Annotated in this window: 24 protein-coding genes and 2 pseudogenes; 20 read left to right on the plus strand and 6 right to left on the minus strand. The window is 32.0% G+C overall.

The genetic code is table 11. The features are described from left to right. The first annotated feature begins 84 nt into the window (after nt 1-84). Nucleotides 85-441 (plus strand): hypothetical protein, encoded by a 357-nt coding sequence (locus COE53_RS17925; RefSeq protein ID WP_098948474.1) that lies wholly within the window; start codon nt 85-87, stop codon nt 439-441. 154 nt (nt 442-595) lie between these two features. Further along, a complete protein-coding gene (locus COE53_RS17930) occupies nt 596-1453 on the plus strand; it encodes a leucine-rich repeat domain-containing protein (RefSeq protein WP_098948475.1) in 858 nt (285 codons plus the stop codon). A 160-nt stretch (nt 1454-1613) separates the two neighbouring features. Here COE53_RS17930 and COE53_RS17935 read toward each other — a convergent pair whose 3' ends face one another. From COE53_RS17935 to COE53_RS17945, 3 genes are read right to left on the minus strand one after another with little or no spacing between them, the layout of a single operon-like run. Further along, on the minus strand, nt 1614-2633 hold the full coding sequence (locus COE53_RS17935; protein ID WP_098948476.1) for an ABC transporter permease subunit: 1020 nt from the start codon (nt 2631-2633) through the stop codon (nt 1614-1616). Then, nucleotides 2630-3508 carry an ABC transporter permease subunit gene (locus tag COE53_RS17940; RefSeq protein ID WP_098948477.1) on the minus strand — a complete coding sequence of 293 codons (879 nt, stop codon included), beginning with the start codon at nt 3506-3508 and terminating at the stop codon, nt 2630-2632. Before COE53_RS17940 ends, COE53_RS17935 begins: the two co-directional genes overlap by 4 nt. A gap of 24 nt (nt 3509-3532) precedes the next feature. Next, nucleotides 3533-3862, minus strand: coding sequence for a hypothetical protein (locus COE53_RS17945; protein WP_142350415.1), 330 nt, complete (start codon nt 3860-3862; stop codon nt 3533-3535). A 322-nt stretch (nt 3863-4184) separates the two neighbouring features. Between COE53_RS17945 and COE53_RS17950 the strand changes: the two genes are divergently transcribed. The 6 genes from COE53_RS17950 (at nt 4185) to COE53_RS17980 (ending at nt 8740) form a co-directional block, all read left to right on the plus strand. Continuing rightward, nucleotides 4185-4685: a GNAT family N-acetyltransferase gene (locus tag COE53_RS17950; protein ID WP_097975250.1), complete on the plus strand. Its 501-nt coding sequence runs from the start codon at nt 4185-4187 to the stop codon at nt 4683-4685. 632 nt (nt 4686-5317) lie between these two features. Then, nucleotides 5318-5575 (plus strand): hypothetical protein, encoded by a 258-nt coding sequence (locus tag COE53_RS17960; protein WP_097975247.1) that lies wholly within the window; start codon nt 5318-5320, stop codon nt 5573-5575. 624 nt (nt 5576-6199) lie between these two features. Beyond that, entirely contained in the window at nt 6200-6952 is a 753-nt protein-coding gene (locus tag COE53_RS17965; protein ID WP_097975294.1) for a DUF2628 domain-containing protein, read from the plus strand. Nucleotides 6953-7206: 254 nt separating this feature from the next. Further along, nucleotides 7207-7677 (plus strand): Imm26 family immunity protein, encoded by a 471-nt coding sequence (locus COE53_RS17970; RefSeq protein ID WP_098948479.1) that lies wholly within the window; start codon nt 7207-7209, stop codon nt 7675-7677. Nucleotides 7678-7825: 148 nt separating this feature from the next. Beyond that, nucleotides 7826-8080 carry a hypothetical protein gene (locus tag COE53_RS17975; RefSeq protein WP_098948480.1) on the plus strand — a complete coding sequence of 85 codons (255 nt, stop codon included), beginning with the start codon at nt 7826-7828 and terminating at the stop codon, nt 8078-8080. Nucleotides 8081-8200: 120 nt separating this feature from the next. Continuing rightward, nucleotides 8201-8740, plus strand: a complete 540-nt coding sequence (locus COE53_RS17980) for a hypothetical protein (protein WP_098948481.1) — start codon at nt 8201-8203, stop codon at nt 8738-8740. Between the two features lie 129 nt (nt 8741-8869). Here COE53_RS17980 and COE53_RS17985 read toward each other — a convergent pair whose 3' ends face one another. Then, entirely contained in the window at nt 8870-9991 is a 1122-nt protein-coding gene (locus COE53_RS17985; protein WP_098948482.1) for an NADH-dependent flavin oxidoreductase, read from the minus strand. 237 nt (nt 9992-10228) lie between these two features. On the opposite strand from COE53_RS17985, the gene COE53_RS17990 reads away from it, so the two are divergent. The 3 genes from COE53_RS17990 to COE53_RS18000 all read left to right on the plus strand — a co-directional run bounded on the left by COE53_RS17990 (nt 10229) and on the right by COE53_RS18000 (nt 12095). Then, on the plus strand, nt 10229-10651 hold the full coding sequence (locus COE53_RS17990) for a MerR family transcriptional regulator (protein ID WP_098948483.1): 423 nt from the start codon (nt 10229-10231) through the stop codon (nt 10649-10651). Nucleotides 10652-10925: 274 nt separating this feature from the next. Further along, nucleotides 10926-11417, plus strand: a complete 492-nt coding sequence (locus COE53_RS17995; protein WP_180242444.1) for an SMI1/KNR4 family protein — start codon at nt 10926-10928, stop codon at nt 11415-11417. Nucleotides 11418-11645: 228 nt separating this feature from the next. Then, nucleotides 11646-12095: a hypothetical protein gene (locus COE53_RS18000; RefSeq protein WP_097975301.1), complete on the plus strand. Its 450-nt coding sequence runs from the start codon at nt 11646-11648 to the stop codon at nt 12093-12095. Between the two features lie 204 nt (nt 12096-12299). Here the strand turns inward: COE53_RS18000 and COE53_RS18005 are convergent. Further along, nucleotides 12300-13283 (minus strand): annotated as a pseudogene (locus COE53_RS18005) (IS110 family RNA-guided transposase); the annotation flags it as partial. A gap of 310 nt (nt 13284-13593) precedes the next feature. On the opposite strand from COE53_RS18005, the gene COE53_RS18010 reads away from it, so the two are divergent. The 4 genes from COE53_RS18010 (at nt 13594) to COE53_RS18025 (ending at nt 16474) form a co-directional block, all read left to right on the plus strand. Next, the gene (locus tag COE53_RS18010; RefSeq protein WP_097975299.1) at nt 13594-14025 is read left to right on the plus strand and encodes a hypothetical protein; all 432 of its coding nucleotides are present in this window, start codon (nt 13594-13596) and stop codon (nt 14023-14025) included. Between the two features lie 113 nt (nt 14026-14138). Continuing rightward, nucleotides 14139-14306, plus strand: coding sequence for a hypothetical protein (locus COE53_RS24085; protein ID WP_176522503.1), 168 nt, complete (start codon nt 14139-14141; stop codon nt 14304-14306). A 1225-nt stretch (nt 14307-15531) separates the two neighbouring features. Further along, on the plus strand, nt 15532-15765 hold the full coding sequence (locus COE53_RS18020) for a hypothetical protein (protein WP_098948487.1): 234 nt from the start codon (nt 15532-15534) through the stop codon (nt 15763-15765). A 169-nt stretch (nt 15766-15934) separates the two neighbouring features. After that, nucleotides 15935-16474 (plus strand): PepSY-associated TM helix domain-containing protein, encoded by a 540-nt coding sequence (locus COE53_RS18025; RefSeq protein WP_098428683.1) that lies wholly within the window; start codon nt 15935-15937, stop codon nt 16472-16474. Nucleotides 16475-16912: 438 nt separating this feature from the next. Here COE53_RS18025 and COE53_RS18030 read toward each other — a convergent pair. After that, nucleotides 16913-18125, minus strand: a pseudogene (locus tag COE53_RS18030) (IS110 family RNA-guided transposase). A 353-nt stretch (nt 18126-18478) separates the two neighbouring features. On the opposite strand from COE53_RS18030, the gene COE53_RS18035 reads away from it, so the two are divergent. The 5 genes from COE53_RS18035 to COE53_RS18055 all read left to right on the plus strand — a co-directional run bounded on the left by COE53_RS18035 (nt 18479) and on the right by COE53_RS18055 (nt 21131). Next, nucleotides 18479-18832 carry a transposase gene (locus tag COE53_RS18035; RefSeq protein ID WP_098948488.1) on the plus strand — a complete coding sequence of 118 codons (354 nt, stop codon included), beginning with the start codon at nt 18479-18481 and terminating at the stop codon, nt 18830-18832. A 70-nt stretch (nt 18833-18902) separates the two neighbouring features. Beyond that, nucleotides 18903-19397 carry a hypothetical protein gene (locus COE53_RS18040; RefSeq protein ID WP_098948489.1) on the plus strand — a complete coding sequence of 165 codons (495 nt, stop codon included), beginning with the start codon at nt 18903-18905 and terminating at the stop codon, nt 19395-19397. A gap of 173 nt (nt 19398-19570) precedes the next feature. Continuing rightward, nucleotides 19571-20053, plus strand: coding sequence for an SMI1/KNR4 family protein (locus COE53_RS18045; protein ID WP_098948490.1), 483 nt, complete (start codon nt 19571-19573; stop codon nt 20051-20053). Nucleotides 20054-20206: 153 nt separating this feature from the next. Then, nucleotides 20207-20671: an SMI1/KNR4 family protein gene (locus tag COE53_RS18050; protein ID WP_180242445.1), complete on the plus strand. Its 465-nt coding sequence runs from the start codon at nt 20207-20209 to the stop codon at nt 20669-20671. Nucleotides 20672-20759: 88 nt separating this feature from the next. Next, the gene (locus tag COE53_RS18055) at nt 20760-21131 is read left to right on the plus strand and encodes a hypothetical protein (protein WP_098948492.1); all 372 of its coding nucleotides are present in this window, start codon (nt 20760-20762) and stop codon (nt 21129-21131) included. The last annotated feature ends 120 nt before the right edge of the window (nt 21132-21251 follow it).

Raw genomic sequence — 21251 nt, forward strand, 5'->3', positions numbered from 1 at the left:
TAGGTATAGATATGTTATTTAATATTTCGTAAAATCCTTTAATAATATTTTTATTTTAATACAACTAACTGATGCGTTAGTTTATTGAATTACTTTAGCTATAATAGTAGAAAAACAATAAATAGAGACAAGGAGAGTATTATTATATTTAAAAATAAATGTAGTCATGATGAATTATATAGAGTAGAAGCAGATTTTGCTGATCCTATTTGGTGTGCTAAGTGTAATTGGAATTTTGATATTGATGACTTCAAAATCTCTGAAGAGTTATACAGAGAATTAATTTCATGGGTACTTGATTATCAAAAATCAGTAGATTTGTTTAAAGCACCTGCACTACCAGAGGATAAGAAAGTAAAACATAATGAAAAGGGTACATTATTGGCAAAAAAAGTTCAAATTGAATTAGGTGTGCCTGTAATTTTTAATCCTTTAACTTAGAAGTTATTATATATTCGTTGTACAACTAACGCATGCGATTCTTCAATAACGAAGGATCGTTTTTTTATGCAGCTAAATGGCAGTTTAGTTTAATAAGAAAGTGATATTATAGACAATATCAGAGAAGTCTATATTGTTGGGAAAGGTGAGTTATTTGAAAAGCTATCGTATTAATGACGTTAAAGTTACTGAATCAAATGATGGTACAAAATGTGTTATTTTAAATCAAAATAATTTAGAGAATTGTTTCAAATTAATAAATGATCATGAAATCATGGAATTGAAAATAAACGATAAATTTAATAAATATAAGGATCTATCATTTTTAAGTGAATGTCCAAATATCGAAGCAATTTATATTGATAACCATTTTATTGAGGATTTATCGAAATTATATAGTTTAAAGAATCTTAAAAAACTGGGTACTGGAGAAGCAAAGGTTAAATTAGAGTTAGAAAATTTATGGACATTAGAAAAATTGTATATTACTTGGCATAATAAGATTTCAGGATTGAGTAAATTATTAAATTTAAAACAGTTAAGCATTTGGGATTACGCTCCTAAAACTCGTGATTTAGAAGAAATTTCGAATTTATTTCGCTTGGAAACGTTAATTATTACTCAATCTAGGATAAAGACATTAAAAGGAATAAGTAATCTCAAACAACTAAAAAATCTACAATTATACTATCTTAGAACTTTAACTGATATTAGTGATATTGATGAGGTCAATAATTTAGGAAAGCTTGAATTAGAAAACTGTAAAAATATTGAGGACTTTTCTGTGATTAAAAATTTAAATAATCTTTATCAGCTGGATCTTTTTAAGTGTGGAGATATGGAAAATATAAATTTTATTAAAAATTTGTCTAATTTAAGAAACTTGGCATTTTATGGAACTAAAGTAAACGACGGTGATTTAAGTCTCTGTATGAATGTTAAAAACGTACATTTTGATAATAAGAAACATTATTCTCATAAGAGTAATGAATTCAATAATTATTTTGATTAATAAAATAACATTGTTATACAACTAACTGATGCAATAGTTGAAGAACACGAGCTGCTTATATGCGGCTTTTTTTTATTCCTTCTTAGAGAACAATTACTAATTTCAGCATTAAGGGATAATTCACAAATTGAAAAGGAACTTCGTGCGAAGTTCCTTTTTTTTACTGAAACTCTTTTATGCCCTTATTAATTACCACAGCTTCGGCAAAAGTAAAGTCCGATTTCTTTAGTTGTTTAATTTCTTTTGAGTGTGTTTTTCCAGCTATTGGGACCACAACCTTTTCTTCAGTACCCTCCAACATCCTTTTCATTACATTACAAGCCAACAATGTCAGAATAAATGCGATACTCGGTCCAAAGACAATCCATTGATCGAGCATTAACTCTTGGTAGGAAACACCAATTAACGCAGACCATTCGTTTGTGGAAGGTAAAATAACTTTACTTACAGAGTCGATTTGAATTATATGCCTACCACCTACAAATACTCGGACTATACCCAAATGAACAAGTAATAACAATACACTTATCATTTGCTGAACAATCATAAGTAATGCTCTAGTACGTAGAAATGGCATTACATGTTTTCGAATAATTCGAAATTTAGTCGCACCTATGGCTCTAGACGCTGTAATGAAATCTTCCCTGTTAAAGTGAATGACTTCATTTCCTACTACATGAACGAGAGATGGCAATGCAACAATTGTCAGCCAAATGACGATTGAAGCAATATAGGAAAAACCTTTTGTCGAATTACCAAATAAATTTACATCGAAGAACAACAAGACCAATAGAATAGCTGGTATAAATCGGAATGCGCGTTCAAATGTTGTGAAAAATTGTCGCATTTTTTGCAAATAGATACCATAAATAATTCCAAAACAAACACTTAAACCAACACGTAGTAAACTTACACTCAACCCAATTAATATTGTATATTTAGCACCGTCTATTACTGACCAAAATAGATTATGACCAAAACGATCGACACCAAATGGAAAATCAAAACTAGGAGGAAATGGTCGAGCCTTTGTCATATTCCCATTTCCATCATACAAAAGGACTGGGGGATCTTTTATGTGATCTTTCAATACAAGTGTATAAAGAAAGCTGAATATAACCAAACCGACTAGAAAAAGTAATGAAAAAAGGAATGGTAGCCTTTTCCAACTCTTATTCATTGAGATTGCTCCTTTCCAGTTACTTTTATTGCGACAAGATTAAAAACCGCTTCAATAAAGAAGAATGGCAGAAATAAAACGATTAAGCAGATGAAAAATACATCAGGCGTGTTTGATACAGTATATAGTAATTTAAAGTAGCCATGGATATTAAATAATAATTCAACAACTAATAAATTTGAAATGAGTATCCAAAATAAAAAGTGTGAATTGGAAAATAGAGTTACAACTACATTTCGTAGAATATGCCTCAATAGAATCCACCCATTGGATAACCCTTTTGCTATTGCAAATTCGACATATGTCTTTTTACTTTCTTCCTCTATGGCTAAAAACGTCATTTGAAATAACATTATTCCAGGTAAAACGGACACGACAAGTATCGGTAATACATAAATGTTCTCAAAACCAGCAACGGGATCGACTATGAGGATATTCGTTTTTTTATACAACCAAATGATGAATAATTGAACTGCGAATATAAACATTACATCTGGAATACTTTGTAAGAGAAATAAACATTCTTTGACGACTTTTCGCATCTTTGGTGATAACAGATAGGTTCCATACGAAAACAAGATTCCGAGCGTAAATATACAGATAAAAGAAGTTGATAGAATGATAAACGAATAGACATACGGTTGTTTTAGATAGCCCCATAATGGTGCTTCTGTTGAGGATATACCCACTTGTATCGTCATTTCGTTTAAATGAAGAAAGTTATGACCAAAGGTTTTAATTTGTTCTAAAACCGAATGAAATAGTTCATCTTTTGACGCATGTAAACTAGTTGAGAATGCTACAATAATTCCAATCAAAATGATAGTAAATAGTAATTGGTAGAATTTTTTCCATAGATAAAAGCGTATGCTCATTTGATCTTAACCTCATTCCTTACTTCAAAATTCTTTCCAATAATAAGCTAGTGTAACGAGTAAAGAAACGATTGTAAAAGTAAAAGATACCAGTAATGAAAATGATTTTTGAGTTACTGTAAAAGGACTATCATTTTCACCCGTTACTTTCATACCAGTCTGTGTTTGAGTGCTTAAATTAAGGCTATTGGATGCATATCCTCCACTACTCGTGAAAAATCGGATAATGATCGTTACTACCAATCCTACAAAAAACGCATAGTCAATCATTTTACCATGCATAAAATCTGAAACAATCCATGTAAGTCCAAACAGAAATCCTAGTGTAATGATTGCAAAAATAAGCTTTTTCAACTCCATCATCCCTTCAAATTTTAAAATCTAATTAACATAATTTTAAACCAAAATGGAAATTATTGTAAGAAAAATTCGAATAAATTGAGTTGTTAAATAATTAAATGGTAAGGTTACTTCGTAAAGAGTTTGTGATTGGAAATTTATAAGCCACAAAAATACTCGGTTTCTTATGCAACTAACGCATGCAATAGTTGAACAACAAGATCGGCTGTTTAGTCGATTTTTTTATTCAACAAAATGGCAGGTTAGATGAAGAAGGAATTTCTCTAAACTTGGAAGAATTTATATTCAAAAATATGTTAAGGAGCTTGTGAATTATATGGAATCCATTAGCAAAAGCGAAGTGAAGCTACGAGATATCACAGAGGAAGATCTTCCTATCTTTTTCGAACAACAACTAGATTCAACGGCGAACTATATGGCTGCCTTTACAGCTAAAGACCCCACTGATAAGGACGTATTTTTTGACCATTGGAAAAAAATTATCGCTGACGAGACTATCACAATTAAGACTATATTATTCAATGGCATTGTCACTGGACACGTCTCGAACTTTGAACAGTTCGGCGAACACGAAGTAAGCTACTGGATTGGGAAGGAATATTGGGGTCATGGTATTGCAACTAAAGCGTTGTCAGAGTTTCTGGAGTATATTAAGGTACGCCCGCTCTATGCTCGTGCCGCTAAAGATAACCTCGCCTCCATTAGGGTATTGGAAAAATGCAGGTTTAAAATCATCTCTGAAGATAAGGGTTTTTCCAACGCAAGAGGCAAGGATGTTGAAGAATTTATTTTGAAGCTCGAACCTTATGATAGGTAATTTAATACCGTAATACTATTGGAGCGGTTCTTGACTAAGAAACCTTCTGTTGTTTAACTAACGGGTGCAATAGTTGAAAATCACAAGCTGCTTAATTGCAGTTTTTTTATTGCAGTAAATGGCAGTTTAGTTGAACAAGGATTTTGAAAAAAGTCTAGCGAATTTTACAATTAAGTAATATATTTCAAATTAGAATGTAAAAATTTTAGAACTAAAAGTAAAATTTGAGGTGCTGGAAAATGTCGTTATTAAAGAGCTATGTAAAATGGTTATCAGAACACACTGTTAGAAAATATGACCTAGCTGAATTTCTATCTTTAGGATTTTTTTTATCTTTGATTTTATATGGAATCAAATTTAATAATTTTTATTTCTTTATGATACTGTTTTTGACAATAAATCTATTTCAATTATGTAATGACTTATTGAGGAAAATTTTAGGTAAATTTAATACGAAAATTCCAAAATGGATAAATACTATTCCGATTGTTTTTGCGTTTATATATATATTAATTTACTACTTTATTAAAATAACGCATGATTTACAATCTTATTAAACTAAAGCATGCGTTAGTTCAATAGTATAGCAATGAAGACCCAATATCTTCTTAAAAGTAGAGGAGAACATAATAATGAGAAAGATGACATTGAAACTAACAATTGAAAATAAAGAATATATTCTTGAAGAAGATCAAAGGTATATTTTTGAATTTAAGTCAGGTTATGAACTTAATGATTCTGAAAATCCATATTGCAAATGTTTGGTAATGGATCTTTCACTTGCTCTTATAGATGATGATGGAAGTACTCGTTTCTTTGTTTTGGATGAAGAATCAGGTGAAGATTATCTAATTGCACAAGAAGAACTTTTATCGATAATTAATATCTAACTAATTGTTCTTATTCAACTAACGCATGCGTTAGCCAACCATGAAGCTCAAAAGTCGGAGCTTCACAACAGTGAATGAAAATAGATTGGACTTGTCTATACTGATATTGACCTTAATCCAGTCAACCGTAATCACTAGGCTATTTAGTTAAGCTCTTCTCTTTTTTTTAACGATTGAGCAGGGTTTTCTTAAGTATTGTCATTTTTCTATTTTTGAACTAATTTACTTTCATAGTAGTTGTACAACGTGAGTTGAAATTATTATGAAAAATGGATTATGGTATAAAGTAAAAGTTGGCGGTAAAGAGGGGTATGTACAAGTAAAATACTTATCTTAGAGAGTGATTCAGTATAATTGAAAATTATAAGGTTTATAGTATAGGCAAGTTTTCAAAAGAAACTTGCTTTTTCTTATGAATTGGGGTCATAAAACATCGCAAATAAAAAACAAGGGTCGAAACAAAAGAGTATGGTTTAACGATAGAAAACATATAATGTAAGGCTAATAATTAAGTATTTTAAGCCATTATTAACGAAATAGGAACAGTGAAATGACTAATGAGAGAATGGAGATGATAATGTGTGTCCCTCTGACTATGATGAGAAATTCAATGAAGAAAAAACTTTGGAACATCATTTAGAGGCATATGAAAAAGTGGTGAAAAATAATACATCGTATTATGGTTTAAAATGGGATCTAGTTTCAGACCCAGCAAAGAAAAACACTTGGAATTGGGCGGCTTTTTTCTTTACGTTGTTTTGGTTCGCTTATCGAAAAATGTATAAGGTGTTTTTACTACTAAGTTTCATAGTGACTCTATGGACTGTAACCTATTTAATTATCGATAGCCCACTTTGGTTGGAAGTTCTTATTTACTGGGTAATTCCTTTGATAATCTCTTTGCTTTTGGGATGGCATGCTAATCGTTTGTATTATCTTCACATTTCAAAACTTTTGAAGCAAACAAAATCTTTGCCTGAGAAACGAAGAGATTATTATATTCAAAACAAGGGTGGGACCCATGTTGGTATAATGATCGGTTTGGGTTGCCTTTTGCTATTTTTAGACTTTGTGATTGTAGCGGTAGCAACTTATATACCAACGTCTCTTAACATAGTAAATACTGTTGCTGGAACTGATGAGGGCATTGCATTAGAGGACTATACCGACAATCCACAATGGAAAGTGATTGAAAAAAGAGATCGATATTATGTGGTGGAATTCAAGGGTTACGATTATAGCTATAATGAAACGGTTCGTATCCTTTTCAATGTTTATTTTTATAAAGATGTCTATGATTGGAAGAAAGTTTATCTGAATGGCAAACTCTTAAACGATCAAGAAATGGAAGATTATGAAAAATATATAGATGGTTAATAGTTAAAGGTGTTTTATATTTAATAAATTTTTTAGTGAATTGAATTATTGTGTTAATATTAAAATCCATTGGACTTTCAATGGATTTTTTTATGGACAAAAGGTATTCATTTTCTTCATATTGTTGTAAAAGGAGGGGGAAGAAAGGTGTGAATATGCTTCGGCAGCTCTTTTTTGTTCAACAAAATGGCAGGTTAGTTGAATAAGAAATCATGATATAATGGGGGAAATTATGCTATAGGAGAATAGATAAAATGCGAAAAGTATCTTATCCATTTTTACCAAAGTCAAATTCGTTTTTAATTCCAGGACAATACTGGGCAATTCCATTAAAGAACAACAAATTTGCATGTGGTCGTGTAATCGAAGTGTCAAAGGAAGATAAGCGTGGTTTTTTAGCTGGATTAATGGATTGGCTAGGTGATGAATTACCAACTTCAGAATCAATTGCAGGAAAAAAGACTTTAAGGCAAGGTGATGTCCATATAAAAACTATCCATGAAACAAGTGTAGATGGCATGGTATTGGGCTACCGTTCATTAGAAGAAGATGGTATCGATTCTGATATGTTTAAATCAGAAAGTGCCTTTTCTGAATCCTGCAAATTAATGAAAGGGTACGAAGAAATTCGCTCAATAAACAAAGAAGAATGGGAGAAATACTCTACATTTTCAACTTGGGGTTATCTTGTAATTAAAAATTTAGCTGAGGATTATTTTTTGTAAAATGCGTTACTCCTTATACAACTAACTAATGCATTAGTTTAATAACACGAGCTGCTTATATGCGGCTTTTTTTATTGAAGTAAATGGCAGATTAGTTGAATAAGGATGTTATAATTTTTGATGAAGTATACATGTTAGGAGTGCTATTTTGATTAAAAATATAATTGATACAGGTGCATATATACCTTTTTTAATAGGAGGTTTTGTTACAATATTAGGCATTCTGTTTAATAAATCTAAACATGAAGTAATTAAAAGAGGTAACATAAAAGGTAGAGAAGGAAGTAGCATTTTAGTTGAATTGGTTTATATAATTATCGGATACCTACCTTGGCATGTAGTAAAGGTGATAACTATATTATTTGGCTTATTTTTTATTTGGTTAGCTATTATGACAATATGAGTACTCATTAAAAAGTAAGTAACAATTACTAATATAAATTAATACAACTAACTGATGCGTTAGTTGAAGATCCATTAGAAGTCATTTTAACAAATATTCAAGATTGAAGGTGAAATCGCTGTGATTAATTGGAAATGGGCTGAAGTAGATGCCCTAGAAAGTCAAGGCAAATGGAATGAAGCAAAAACTATCTTGGTTAAACATTGGAACCAAAATCGTAATGACATAAAAACTGTTATTCGCCTTGGATTCTTTTGCTGGTTTGTTCTAGTAGAAGAAGGACCTTTAGGTATTAAAGGTGTAGATTTTGATGAATTAGAGTCTGTACTACGTCAGATCACGGATTTTGGATTGGAAAATTTTATGGCGAACGAGGATTTTCTGTGGTGTTTTGGTTATATGATTTCACTTTTTCCATATTATTTTGGTGACTTTGAGTATTGGGAAGAAAAAGGTAAATCTATGCTAAAACGTGCATACGATCTTTGTCCAAATGATCCAGTGTATAAATATTCTTATATGGGTTCCATTCCTAATACATACGGAAAACATAAATATGAATTTCAGCAGGTCCGAGCTGTTCTCGAAGATAGATTCCAAGGAAAGGGTTTATTGTCGGGATATTTCAAAAGTGTATGGAATAGTTGGCATGGTAATTGAATTAACGCAGTGCGTTAGTTGTATAACGTTGGGCTGCTTCGGCAGTCCATTTTTTATTCAACATAATGGCAGGTTAGTTCAATATATTTAAAAGTAAAGAATAAAGAAGTAGTCCATAGGACTACTTCTTTATTTACCAATATTAAACCAACCTGGCATTGCTTGAATAACATTCCAAAGTTTTTCTGGAATATTAAGCTGGTCTAGTTTCGTAACATTCAACTCAGAAGCGATCTCGGCTTCACGTCCATTTGCAACCTTTTCAACCCAATCAGGGTTCATAATTAACGAATGACCAATGGCGACTAACGGCAATCCTAATTCCATAGTTTTAAGAGCATCATCTGGTGTTACTATCGAACCAGCAGCCAACACAGGTACCTTACCGTTTGCTTTTTCAAGTATCAATTCAAGCCGTGTTTTTTCATCTTGACTATCTACTGGTTTTGAAGACACATTATCTAATGAAGCATGTATATAATCTAAATCCTGTTCAACAAGGAAATTAATTAATTCATACGTGTCTTTCATACGTAATCCGTCCTCTTTGGAGGATTCTTCAGGTGAAAATCGGTATCCTAAAATGAATGGTTTTGTAGCATGTTTTTCAATTACCTTTTTAATTTCTTCAATAATCGCCAATGGAAAATGCAAACGATTTTCAAGTGATCCTCCCCATTGGTCCGTCCGCTGATTGGTCGCTGGTGACCAGAAATTTTGAATTAAAAATCCATGAGCCCCATGAATTTCAACACCATCAAATCCAGCTTCAATCGCTCTTTTTGTTGTGTCGCCAAAAGCACGTATAATCGACAAGATCTCCTCATGTGAAAGTTCTCTTGTTTCTGAAGTTGAACCTAAATTAGTAACTTCGGGTTGCAATGCACTCGCACTAACTGCATCCAATCCAGGCAGGGCTTTATTACCTGCATGAAAAATCTGAAGTACCGCAGGTGAGCCTCCACTTTTCGCTGCATCAGCTAATTTTCGTAAACTTGGAGTAAATTCATCATTGTATCCAGCAAATTCATTCGTAAAACCTTGCCCATTAGGTGAAACATGAGTACAACCTGTAATGACGAGTCCTACTCCATTTACTCTTTGTTTGTAATATTTTACCTCTTCATCCGAAATGGTAAGGTCGTCATTACTTGACCATGTTGTCATAGGTGCCATAACGACTCTATTCTTGATTGTTATTCCGCTTCTGAATGTGAAAGATTCAAATAACTTACTGTATTTTTGATTCATTTCAATAACCTCTCTATCCTAAATTCTTCTAATGATGAAAGTTTATCTTACTGCATTATTGTTATCATGATGAGCCACAATTCTCCCCATTAGAAATTCTACTTTAGTATAATTAGTTAACGTTAGGGTAAGTCAAGAGTAAATGATTAAAATGATTATACACAAGATTATTGATATAATATTCTTCCTTATGATATTCTCTTAGTTACAGTAACTGTAACAAAGGAGGACAAAAGAATGTTGTATCCAATGAAATATGTAGTGGAGAACTTAAATATAACGGCAAAGACACTTAGATTTTATGAAGAGCAAGGGCTACTGCAAGATGTATCTCGTGATGAAAAAGGTCGAAGAGTTTATAACGAACAACTTTTAGATTGGATTTCTTTTATTCGTTGTCTTAAAGAGACAGGAATGCCACTTTCGAAAATTAAGGAATATAAGGAACTTTACGAACAAGGAAATTCTACCTTTTTGCATAGAGAAGAAATGTTAAAGCAACATAAATTGGAAGTGCAGAAGAAAATTGACGAAAGCATAAAACACTTAGAAGAAATTAACTATAAAATTGCCATGTATGAATTTCAGAAAGAAGAGATTACGAAAAATCCTAATCATAACTTTAAATGTCACGGTCTGGAGATTAAGATTGTGAAGTAATGTACTTACGCTAACGGGTGCGTTGATTGCATAAGGTGATCGACATTTTGTCGGTCTTTTTTTTATGACATGGTCATAAATTAATGATTTTGAACTGGATCGCCTCGGTCACTGATTTCAAGAACTGGATCTCATCAAAATTTATAGTCAAAAGCGACAACACTGTGTTCGAAAAGGTAGACATTCACCGTTCTTATTCAACTAAATGGCAGTATAGTTGCATAAGGGAAAGTGATAAAATTAAGAAAAATTGTTCCAGAATGGATGTGATATGGTGAATCCAGAAGTTGAAAATTCCGTGCTAAAATTACTCGAACGTGCTAGAAGTGATGGGAAAATTGGAGAAAGATTTACCTTAAATAAACTTGATCATTTAAATAAAGTATTTAGGAACAAACTTCCTGAATGGCTTAAACAGTTTTATAGAAATGTCCCTATTTATGGTTTAGAAATTACAACAAAATACATAGATTCAGAAGATGATGAAGATTACATAGATATGGGATTCCTAGATTTAGAGGGGATAATTTCTGAATCCACTGAGTTATATCCAGGCATTACTTTATTAGATAAAGGTTATTTGTGCATTGGGTATGATGCTTTAGGAACAGGCGATCAAATTTATATATCTTTGGAGGAAGGTGAAAACCCACCAGTATATCAGATATATCATGATGTCAGTGAACAACAAGAGGAAATTTTATCAACAAAAAGGTTAATTGCTAATTCATTATCTGAGTTATTTAAAAATGCAAAGATAACATAATAATTACAACTCGTTATTCAACTAACGCATGCATTAGTTGAACAACATGATCGGCTTTTTAGCCGATTTTTTTATTAAGCTAAATGGCAGTTTAGTTGCATAAGAAAACTATAAATGTTTATATAAAAAGTCAAAAATCTCCTAAATCATAAACTGAGTATATTAGGTATAATTAAATTAATAATTCATTTATATGTACAATGTTTTGCTTTGGGAGGAAATTGTTTTATGAAACGAAAGAAAATACTTTATTATGTTCTTTTTACAATATTGTTTGTTTTAATATTTGGTTCGGGAGTAATTAAAGAACCAATAAAACTTGCTGAAAAATTAGTAGACATACATGTTAGACCTAGTTATTTACCGATTAAATATACTAAAAGTTATGCTACTACAAAGGGTTGTGGGAGAAACTGCGACATAATTCAGTTAGTCTATAAAAATTCTAAAGAAGAGATTAATGTCACTGCATCTGAAAATGTTAGTTCATATAAAGATAGTAAATGGAACAAGAAAAATTTGATACCAGGAACTAAATTCTATTATCGCGAAAATTCCAAGGAACAATTATTAAATTGGAGAAATAATAAAAAGGAATTAGAAATGGAAATAAAGTACAAAGGGAGTACAAGATTATCCAAAAATAAACTTATGAAAATAGCGAATTCAACAAATTAATGTTGTACATTCCTTATTCAACTACTATGAAAATAAACTTCTTTAATCTCGAAAAAAAGGCAATACTAAATTAGACGCAGCTCATTCGTTTTTTAAAAATTAGAGGAGCGCCTGGATCATTGGTGTTTATGGATTAATAATAGATTAGGAGGCTTCGGTTATTGTTACGGTATAACCTAAGTTTTCTAGTCTTCGAACTAGATAGTTTTTGGACCCTCTTACTGAATGAGCTGCTTCTGTTAATCCTGATTTTAAATATTTATTTCCCTTTTTAGACTTGCTAGATTTCCTTTTACCTGCACTCTCATTATGTCCAGGAACTAAGGACGCCCACGAACATAGACGTGGTGCGGAGGAGAATTGCTTTTCAACATCCGTACCAATTTCAGCTAGGATTTGTTCAGCCGTTCTTTTAGCGATTCCAGGAATTGAATCGAGTCGCTCTATATCTTCTTGATAGGGACTTGTTCGCTGGGCTACCTCCTGATCTAACATTTCAATTTGTTCAGTTAGGAAATCAATATGGGCTAATATCGTTTTTAACATTAAGCGTTGGTGTGGATGTATATGACCTTGAAGTGCCAATTTAAGCTCTTCTTTTTTCTTCTTCAATGTACCACGAGCGAAGTTTGCTAGTTTATCAGGATCATCCTCACCATTTGCAATTGCACGAAGCATGTCTGTTGATGAAACACCGTCAATTTCAGATACAACGGACCCTAGTTTAATGTTGGCTCCTTCTAAAACCTTTTGAATCCGATTAAGTTGTCTGGCGCGTTCTTCGATAATACTACGGCGATAACGTACAAGTTCTCGCAACTCTCGTTGATTTCGATCTGGAATGAAACTTGCTTTAAGGAGTCCATGGCGCAGAAGTTGGGCAATCCATTCCGCATCTTTAACATCGGTTTTACGACCAGGTAGTGCTTTCATATGCTGTGCATTTACAACTAAAAACTCAATTCCTTCAGATTCTAGTAAGTTAACAATCGGTTTCCAATAAACACTAGTACTTTCCATTGCTACATGAGTACAGTTACTCTCCTTAATCCAATCCAATAACTTTAATAAAAAAACAGTTTTGGTGGAAAATGTTTGAATCTCCTTTCCTTCTGATGTCAAAATGCAAGCAGTGATATTGTCTTTATGAACATCAAGACCACACGCTCTTTCAATGATAATATCCATTGAAATCTCCCTTTCTAGGCTTATAACTGGAGGCTGGTGCAACAATCAGAATAGGATTAATCTACTATGAGTGCTTCCCGTAAGGGAGCAACAATCTGTTGTACACCGTGGTCGTTGGAGTCAGACTAACGCAACGGGCTCTAAGGCACCATAGTTGATCGACCTTCATCTCCCAGCCATAGAATCAGTATGGTCGGAGACAGCACATTTTCATTCACTGTTGTGAAGCTCCGATTTTTGAGCTTCATGGTTGGCTAACGCATGCGTTAGTTGTACAACATAAACGACTGATATTTAAAGGGGTGATTAAATGATTGAAATAATCTATGATGCCAGTACCCTAGAAGGTTCTTGTTATATAGAAGTTCTTCCTGATAAGTATAAAGGCGAATGTTGGAATAATTCTTCTATTTTCTTTACAGAAGAAAACTTCGGATATATTATGCCTGCCTTCGAAAAAAGCTATAAGAAGTTTGATTATTATGCTTTTAATGAAATAGATATTGAAACTTGGAAGGTAATTATTATGGAATTAGAAAAGATGAAACAATATCTATCTGATAATCCTAATGCTCATAAACTGAAGAATATTTTAGGGTTTCCATTCGTCTATTCCGAGAAAGAATTTATGGAAAACTATGATACAAACATAATGCAGCTTACCTCGATGATTAGCGATTTTCAATTGTGGATAAAGGAAAAAAGTGTCTCAACTAAGTTCATTTCCATTTTAGGGATGTAATTTAATTTCTATTTTATGGTGGTAATTGTTTTGTTCGCTAGATAATCCAAGTCTATGACGCTAATTCAACTAACGCATGCATTAGTTACATTAAGAAACCTGGAGGAAATGGCATGTCACATCCATATGAGAAATTTGAAAATACACCGTTATGGAAAGTAATTAATCAAGGAATTAATGACCTTGTTGAAAATAATGATATTGAAGAATCTACAAAAAGAGAATATATAGTAGGCTATCTTTGTAAGTTAATTACCAAATCGAATAGTAAAAATAAATGATATCCTTATGTAACTAACGCATGCATTAGTTGCATAACACGAGCTGCTTATATGCGGCTTTTTTTATTCAACAAAATGGCAGTATAGTTGAATAAGGATTTGTTAAATTAAGCCAATTTAAGATGAATATAGATGCTCCTTTATAAAGATGTTACATTAGAAATAGGTGTGTTTTTGCTTAGCTAATATGTTAGGGAGTAAATCAAATGGAAAAGATGAAATTCTTCGAAAAAATTTATGATGAGGTATTTATAAATTTAGTATTAATACTATCGATTACATTCATAAAATTAGGTTCTGAAACATGGCACTATAAAAATTTATTTTTTCTAATTTACATATTTGTTGTGTTCTGTTGTTATCATTTTTTTAGAAAATTCATGATAAAATTAGTTCCATTAGATGGGGATATTAAAAATCTAAAGGCGAAAAAATATCTTTCTAATGTGACCTGGATAGTAAGAATTGTAGTGATTAGCCTGATATTTCTTATGTAACTAACGCATGCGTTAGTTCAATAAGCAAGATTTACCAATAACTAAGGTTTTATAATATGAGATAATCAAAGAGTATTTAAGTTAATAAAAACATATGGTGGTTATATGATGAAGAAAAATAAGACCAAGAACAAGTAACTGTTACAGTTGTTGAATATTGATGGCTTAAATACTAGAAGAATTAATGAAATTCTTATTTGGAATTTTACATAGATGGAATTATATTATTGGATTTGGTGCTTTTAATTATTGAGTTGCTAGGGGATTTGATGATTATATGTATGGTATATAAAAAGAAAAGGAGTTTCTTATGAACGAAACTATTTTGGCTCTTATATTAATTTTCACGTCTATAACTATGTGGTACGTTAGTAAAATTTACTATCTTTTAAAAGAAAAACAAGAAAAGGAATGAAATAATAGAAGATTTTTGGTTTGAACAAACGAAAAAAGGTAATGAAATATGGAGTAGAATTGAATTTTAGCATATAAATTGTTATGTAACTAACTGATGCATTAGTTGAACAACAAGATCGGCTGTTTAGTCGATTTTTTTTATTCAACAAAATGGCAGTATAGTTGAATAAGGATTCGTATATTTTTTGGGTTAATTATCACTAATTAAAGACACTTTTTACTTTAAGAACTTATTAATACTATTAAATCAAGGCTAAAATAACCCAATTTAATATTGAAGGAATGAGGAGCTTAATGCAGAAATCAACTATATGGAAATAATCGGTAAAAAACAACGAAAGGAAGATGATGAGTTGGTAAAAATATGCTTTATTATAGGTATAATCTCTTTACTTCTTTCAGGAATATTTATTGGAGCATTTCAATCATCTGACCAACAACGAGTAGTAAAAGAAGACTTTTTTAAATTAGGACATTTTAATAAGTTTAAATTTTCTGTTTGGACTGGAATTATTGGTGTTTTTTTATTGGAGTTAGGACATTAGTTTATTATACATAATTTAACTAAAGCAATGCGGTAGTTACATAAGAATCAAAAAGATCTGGTAACATAGATCCTTTTTTTTTGCTTATGAGAATGTTTATGTTAACTAGATTCGAACCACTATTTAACATTAATATTAGAAATAAAAATTAAGATAAGGTGTGAGGAGAATGTCAAAATCATTAAGGCTGTACCAATTTAGTCGAAAAGTACATAAATGGTCTGGATTAATTTTATCTTTGTTTTTTATGTTTATTGCAGTAACAGGGCTCATGCTAGTTTATATGATACCATTAGGAGTTGCAGATGAGTTAAAACTAGGGAAAGAGGCGAGTCCAAGTCAAGCAATAACAATGGATAAAGTCGTTTCAATTGCGACATCTCAAGGGCTCTCAGGTGCCAAATCGGTTGAAGATATTTTTAGGATAGAATATAGACCTGGTTTAAACATTTACCAGGTTCGCTTTAATAATAGCCAAGACGTTCAGATTGATGCAAGCACAGGCAAGGTTTTATCTAAAAACCCTGATTACTCGACTTTCATCATTACTTTACATGATGGATCCTTCTTTGGTAATTGGTATAGATACAGTATCCTAACAATGACTGGTTTATCATTAGTACTGTTATCATTCTCAGGATATTATATGGTGGGCTATCCAATTTATAAGCGTTTAAAGGCGAGAAAAAGAGAAAGTGTTGAATTATAATTTGTAGAAAAATTTGACTAGACAGGTTAGTTGAACAAAAAGGGTTCTTAATCTAAGGATAGAATTATATTAAATAAATATACTTTCAGAGTTAGTTGAAAGTAAAACTAAAATAAAAAGGATGAAAAAAATGAGTTTCTTATCATATATAGTGCTTAAATTGAGACCACTTTTAGAGTTAATCAATACTATTGCATTAGTTTATATAGCTTTTGCGTTAAAGAAATTAAAGAAATGAATTTAAATCAACATAATCTTCTTCAAATAACGCATGCATTAGTTGAACAACACGATCGGCTGAAAAGTCGATTTTTTTATTGAACTACCATGAAAAAACCTTACGGTATTCAAGTAAAAAAGTACATAACTAAAGAAGACGTCTTTATTTTATTTTTAAAAAGCGTCCAACAGTAAAAAAATATATTAGTGGTTGATGGATTAAGAGACTTCTTCGATCGATACAGAATACCCTAATTTTTCAAGTCTTCGAACTGAATAACGGACCATTGATACTTCTTTTTGTTTGTCATAATAAACTTCTCCTAAGTCTCTGTACATTTCTTTCCTAGTCAGAAGATAATAGGCGATTCTTAACATGGCATGTGCTACTACTATTCCTGCTCTTTTCCTACCTTTTCGTGCTGCTGTTCTTCGATACATTGCTCCAAGGTAGTTTTTGGATGCACCCACAGAATGTGCGGCTTCAGTTAAGGCTGCTTTTAAATACTTGTTGCCTTTTTTTGATTTAGTTGATTTCCTTTTACCAGCGCTTTCATTATGTCCAGGAACTAATGCTGCCCAGGAACATAATCGGGGTGCACTCCCAAACTGGTTCTCTAAATCTGTTCCAATTTCGGCTAGTATCTGTTCAGCCATACGTGTAGCGATACCTGGAATTGAGTCCAGTCGTTCTATGTCTTCTTGAAAAGAACTTACTCTCTGGGTTACTTCTGAATCGAGTTTTTCAATTTGTTAGAAAATCAATGTGAGTTAATATTGTTTTCAACATCATACGTTGATGAGGATTAACATACCCTCGAAGAGCGAGCTCAAGTTCATCTTTTTTGCGTTTCAATGAGCGACGAGCCATGTTTGCTAGTTTCGTAGGATCTTCTTCTCCATCTGCAATAGCGTAAAGCATTTCTTTAGCTGAAACACCCATAATATCTGAAACAACAGAGCCTAGTTTAATATTTGCACCTTCCAGTACTTTTTGAATTCGATTAAGTTGTCGAGATCGTTCTTCAATTATACTTCTGCGATATCGAACTAGTTCTCTTAATTCTCGTTGTTGTCGATCGGGAATGAAACTGGCTGTTAGTAACCCGTGACGGAGAAGTTGGGCGATCCATTCCGCATCTTTTACGTCAGTTTTTCGTCCAGGAACAGCTTTCATATGTTGTGCGTTGACGACAAAGAACTCTAGATCTTCAGCTTCAATTAAATTAACAATGGGTTTCCAATAAACACCTGTACTTTCCATTGCGACATGAGTACATCCTTGTAACTTTATCCAATCCATCAATTTTATTAAATATATCGTTTTCGTTGAAAACGTTTGAATCTCCTTTCCTTCTGGTGTCATAATACAGGCAGTAATGTTGTCCTTGTGAAGATCCATTCCGCAAACTCGTTCAATGATAACTTCCATTGAATTCATCCTTCCTATGGCTCAAAAAATAGAGGCTGGTGCAATAATCAGAATAGGATTAATCTACCATGAGTGCTTCCCGCAAGGGAGCGACAGTCTGTGATGCACCGTGATCGTTGGAGTCAGACTAAATGTTGGGCTCTAATGGCACCATAGTTCATCGACCTTCCTCACCCAGCCATAGAAGCAGTATTGACGGTTTTATATCTTTTTCATTCGCTGTGGTGCAGCGCTCGCGCTGCATGGGTGGCTAAATGGCAGGTTAGTTGAATAAGAATTGTCTAAATTCTTTAGTTAAAAAAGGTAAAATGTTATAAAATTTAGAAGACAAGGTTTAATAAAGGAGCAAAAATATGAACAATGCAGAGTTCGTTAAAAACACCTATCATTCAGTAATTAAGGAGGGGCTTTCAGAATACGAGGATTTATTTGTTAATACTGAAACTAAAGATGTAACAGATACGTATTGGAAAGATGCACTAAAATTCTTTAAAGAACTCACAGAAGATAATAAAAAGATGCTCTTTAAAATTATTGAACAAATTCAAATAGATACTGTTTCTTCCGTTTTTGGAATATTAGATGGTGTAGTTTCTATATCCGATGAAGATTTTGAAATTGAAATGAAGATTAAAGGACAAGAAGAATCATTAAATGGAGATTTACAAGATTCTTTTCTTGAATTTGTTGAAGAAAACGAGTTGTAATTCAACTAACGCATGCTTTAGTTGTACAACATGATAAGTTATAACGTAAGCAGGAGGCATATTAGAATTTATGAAAATAGACAGTGATATCCTAAATCGTATTAATGATATCCAATGGTTTGTAAACTGTGGGGAATCAGTAGAATATGATGTTAAATTAAATACTACTTACATTAATTCATGGAAAAAAGCAGAAAAGCATTACAAAAAGTTATCATGGGAGAACATTACCTTGGCTGTAAATAATGACCTTGCTGCATTTCTACGTAATAAATACCCAAAAGAATATTCTAATTGGAACAACATTGCAGCCGAGGCTCGTAGTTTTATAAATAAGGAAATAGTTCCGAAACTTAATTTAATAAAAGAACAGAATCAATTGGATCAAGATTTTATTGGTACTGTATCATGGGACGTTTTAGGAGCAATCATGGAGCATACATATAAAAACTGTAAAAATAGACCAACTTTTTTTCTGGAGTTACTTCGTATTTACGAGGGTGGCAATTTTCCATGTGGTTGGGAAAGTGGAAAGCCTCCTAAAGGAAATTTAGTAGTATTTTAAGCGATAAATAATTTAACAAGAATTTATCCTTATTCAACTAAAGCATGCGATAGTTGAACAACATGATCGGCTGTTTAGTCGTTTTTTTTATTGAAGTAAATGGCAGTATAGTTGAACAAGGAAATTAAAATAATATGGTATATTAATTTCAAATGAACATCTGGAGGAGCACAATGAGTTGGTCAAATTATGAAAAAGCAATTGAAATAATCGAGCAAAATCAAGAAGAAGCCGATTTTGTAGGAAAGCGTTCAGAAAGTTTAATTGAAAAAGCAGAAACTACGTTAGAGTTAAAATTTTCAAAGATATATCGCCATTTTCTCATTAATTATGGAGCTGGAGATTTCGGCGCAGAAGAAGTATATGGAGTAATTGATGAAGATTTTATAAACTCTTCTGTTCCAGATGCTATATGGTACACAATCAAATTAAGAAGAGATGCTGGTTTGCCAAAAAACTATCTTGTTATTTATGCCACAGGTATGGGGGAACGATTTTGTTTAGATTTTAATAAACTTAATCGAGAAAATGAACCTGCTGTGGTTTCTATTAATTTAGGGATGGAGTTTAGCGAACTTATTGCAGATGATTTTGGAGATTTCTTATTAGAAATCATCCAAGAAGAATTAGAATTCATTCAAGAAGAATTAGAGTAATTTATTTTTACTTAAGTAACTAACGCATGCTTTAGTTGAATAACTTGAGTCACTTAATGTGGCTCATTTTTTATTTAACAAAATGGCAGTTTAGTTACATAAGGAGTAATGATAAAATATAGGTAAAAATGGGTTAATATGGAGGAAAACAAAATGTCGATAGATAAAGCACTAGAAATCATAGAAGCTAATTTAGAAGAAGCTGACTTTATTGGTGAAATCGATGAACAAACAATTATTGATGCAGAAAGTAACTTAAAAGTCAAATTCCCTAAAAGTTATAGAGAGTTTTTAAAGAATTATGGTTTGGGAGATATTTTTGGAGAAGAAATATATGGTCTAGGAACAGAGGAGACGGGCATCCCGAATATGATTTGGATTACCAAAGAATTTAGGGAAAAAGAAAATTTGCCAGATAATTTAATTTGTTTTTACTTCGCTGATGATGGAGAGTATTTCTGCTTAGATTGTTCAAAAGTACAAAGTAATAATGATGATAATGCACCCGTTGTTTCGTATATCAGTGGACTTCCGTTAAAGGAACAACCGTTTGAAATTATTGCGAAGAACTTTGGAGATTTTCTTTTAGACTTATTAAATAATTCTTTAGAAGAATAACATAGCTTTTATTTAAATAACGCATGCGTTAGTTCAATATTATTTGATAATGGGTGTTATTATTTAAGTGGTTCATCTGGAGGTAAAAATGAATAAAAATATAGACTTAGAAAAAAGAAAAATAAGCGATTTTTCTTTTTTTGATGTTAAATTAATTACTGATTTTCATTTAAAAATGTTTAAAGAGGCATTTGAAAAGAAAGCTGTTCTTGATATTGAATTTGTAATTGAAAGAACTGGAACTTGGTATAAAACAATTATTAGGTTTTATGATCCTCAAGAAATCAAATTTGAAGCTGGTGGAAACTTTCTCCAAATATCGTTAGATATAATAGACATTAGCGAACGGAGATGGGAGAATTTAAGTCTTGAAGTGACGGATTTTGAAGACGATAGATTACATTTTTATTGTTCAAAAGCTGAAGTTTTAGATATAAGAAAAACATCATATAGTATTTAACTTATTGAACTAACGCATGCGATAGTTGCATAACATGATCGGCTGTAAAGTCGGTCTTTTTTATTCAACATAATGGCAGTTTAGTTGCATAAGGATAAGACGATTAATGATATAATCATA

Origin of the sequence: Bacillus sp. AFS029533 (genome assembly GCF_002585125.1) — a bacterium.
In the GTDB taxonomy this organism is placed as follows: Bacteria; Bacillota; Bacilli; order Bacillales; family Bacillaceae_G; genus Gottfriedia; species Gottfriedia luciferensis_B.

Excerpts from the sequence above, each read along its gene's own strand:
- COE53_RS17935 (WP_098948476.1), bottom strand. The coding sequence starts at position 2,633 with ATGAATAAGAGTTGGAAAAGGCTACCATTCCTTTTTTCATTACTTTTT.
- COE53_RS17940 (WP_098948477.1), bottom strand. The coding sequence starts at position 3,508 with ATGAGCATACGCTTTTATCTATGGAAAAAATTCTACCAATTACTATTT.
- COE53_RS17950 (WP_097975250.1), top strand. The coding sequence starts at position 4,185 with ATGGAATCCATTAGCAAAAGCGAAGTGAAGCTACGAGATATCACAGAG.
- COE53_RS17960 (WP_097975247.1), top strand. The coding sequence starts at position 5,318 with ATGAGAAAGATGACATTGAAACTAACAATTGAAAATAAAGAATATATT.
- COE53_RS17970 (WP_098948479.1), top strand. The coding sequence starts at position 7,207 with ATGCGAAAAGTATCTTATCCATTTTTACCAAAGTCAAATTCGTTTTTA.
- COE53_RS17985 (WP_098948482.1), bottom strand. The coding sequence starts at position 9,991 with ATGAATCAAAAATACAGTAAGTTATTTGAATCTTTCACATTCAGAAGC.
- COE53_RS17990 (WP_098948483.1), top strand. The coding sequence starts at position 10,229 with ATGTTGTATCCAATGAAATATGTAGTGGAGAACTTAAATATAACGGCA.
- COE53_RS18000 (WP_097975301.1), top strand. The coding sequence starts at position 11,646 with ATGAAACGAAAGAAAATACTTTATTATGTTCTTTTTACAATATTGTTT.
- COE53_RS18010 (WP_097975299.1), top strand. The coding sequence starts at position 13,594 with ATGATTGAAATAATCTATGATGCCAGTACCCTAGAAGGTTCTTGTTAT.
- COE53_RS24085 (WP_176522503.1), top strand. The coding sequence starts at position 14,139 with ATGTCACATCCATATGAGAAATTTGAAAATACACCGTTATGGAAAGTA.
- COE53_RS18020 (WP_098948487.1), top strand. The coding sequence starts at position 15,532 with ATGGAAATAATCGGTAAAAAACAACGAAAGGAAGATGATGAGTTGGTA.
- COE53_RS18025 (WP_098428683.1), top strand. The coding sequence starts at position 15,935 with ATGTCAAAATCATTAAGGCTGTACCAATTTAGTCGAAAAGTACATAAA.
- COE53_RS18035 (WP_098948488.1), top strand. The coding sequence starts at position 18,479 with ATGAACAATGCAGAGTTCGTTAAAAACACCTATCATTCAGTAATTAAG.
- COE53_RS18040 (WP_098948489.1), top strand. The coding sequence starts at position 18,903 with ATGAAAATAGACAGTGATATCCTAAATCGTATTAATGATATCCAATGG.
- COE53_RS18045 (WP_098948490.1), top strand. The coding sequence starts at position 19,571 with ATGAGTTGGTCAAATTATGAAAAAGCAATTGAAATAATCGAGCAAAAT.
- COE53_RS18050 (WP_180242445.1), top strand. The coding sequence starts at position 20,207 with ATGTCGATAGATAAAGCACTAGAAATCATAGAAGCTAATTTAGAAGAA.
- COE53_RS18055 (WP_098948492.1), top strand. The coding sequence starts at position 20,760 with ATGAATAAAAATATAGACTTAGAAAAAAGAAAAATAAGCGATTTTTCT.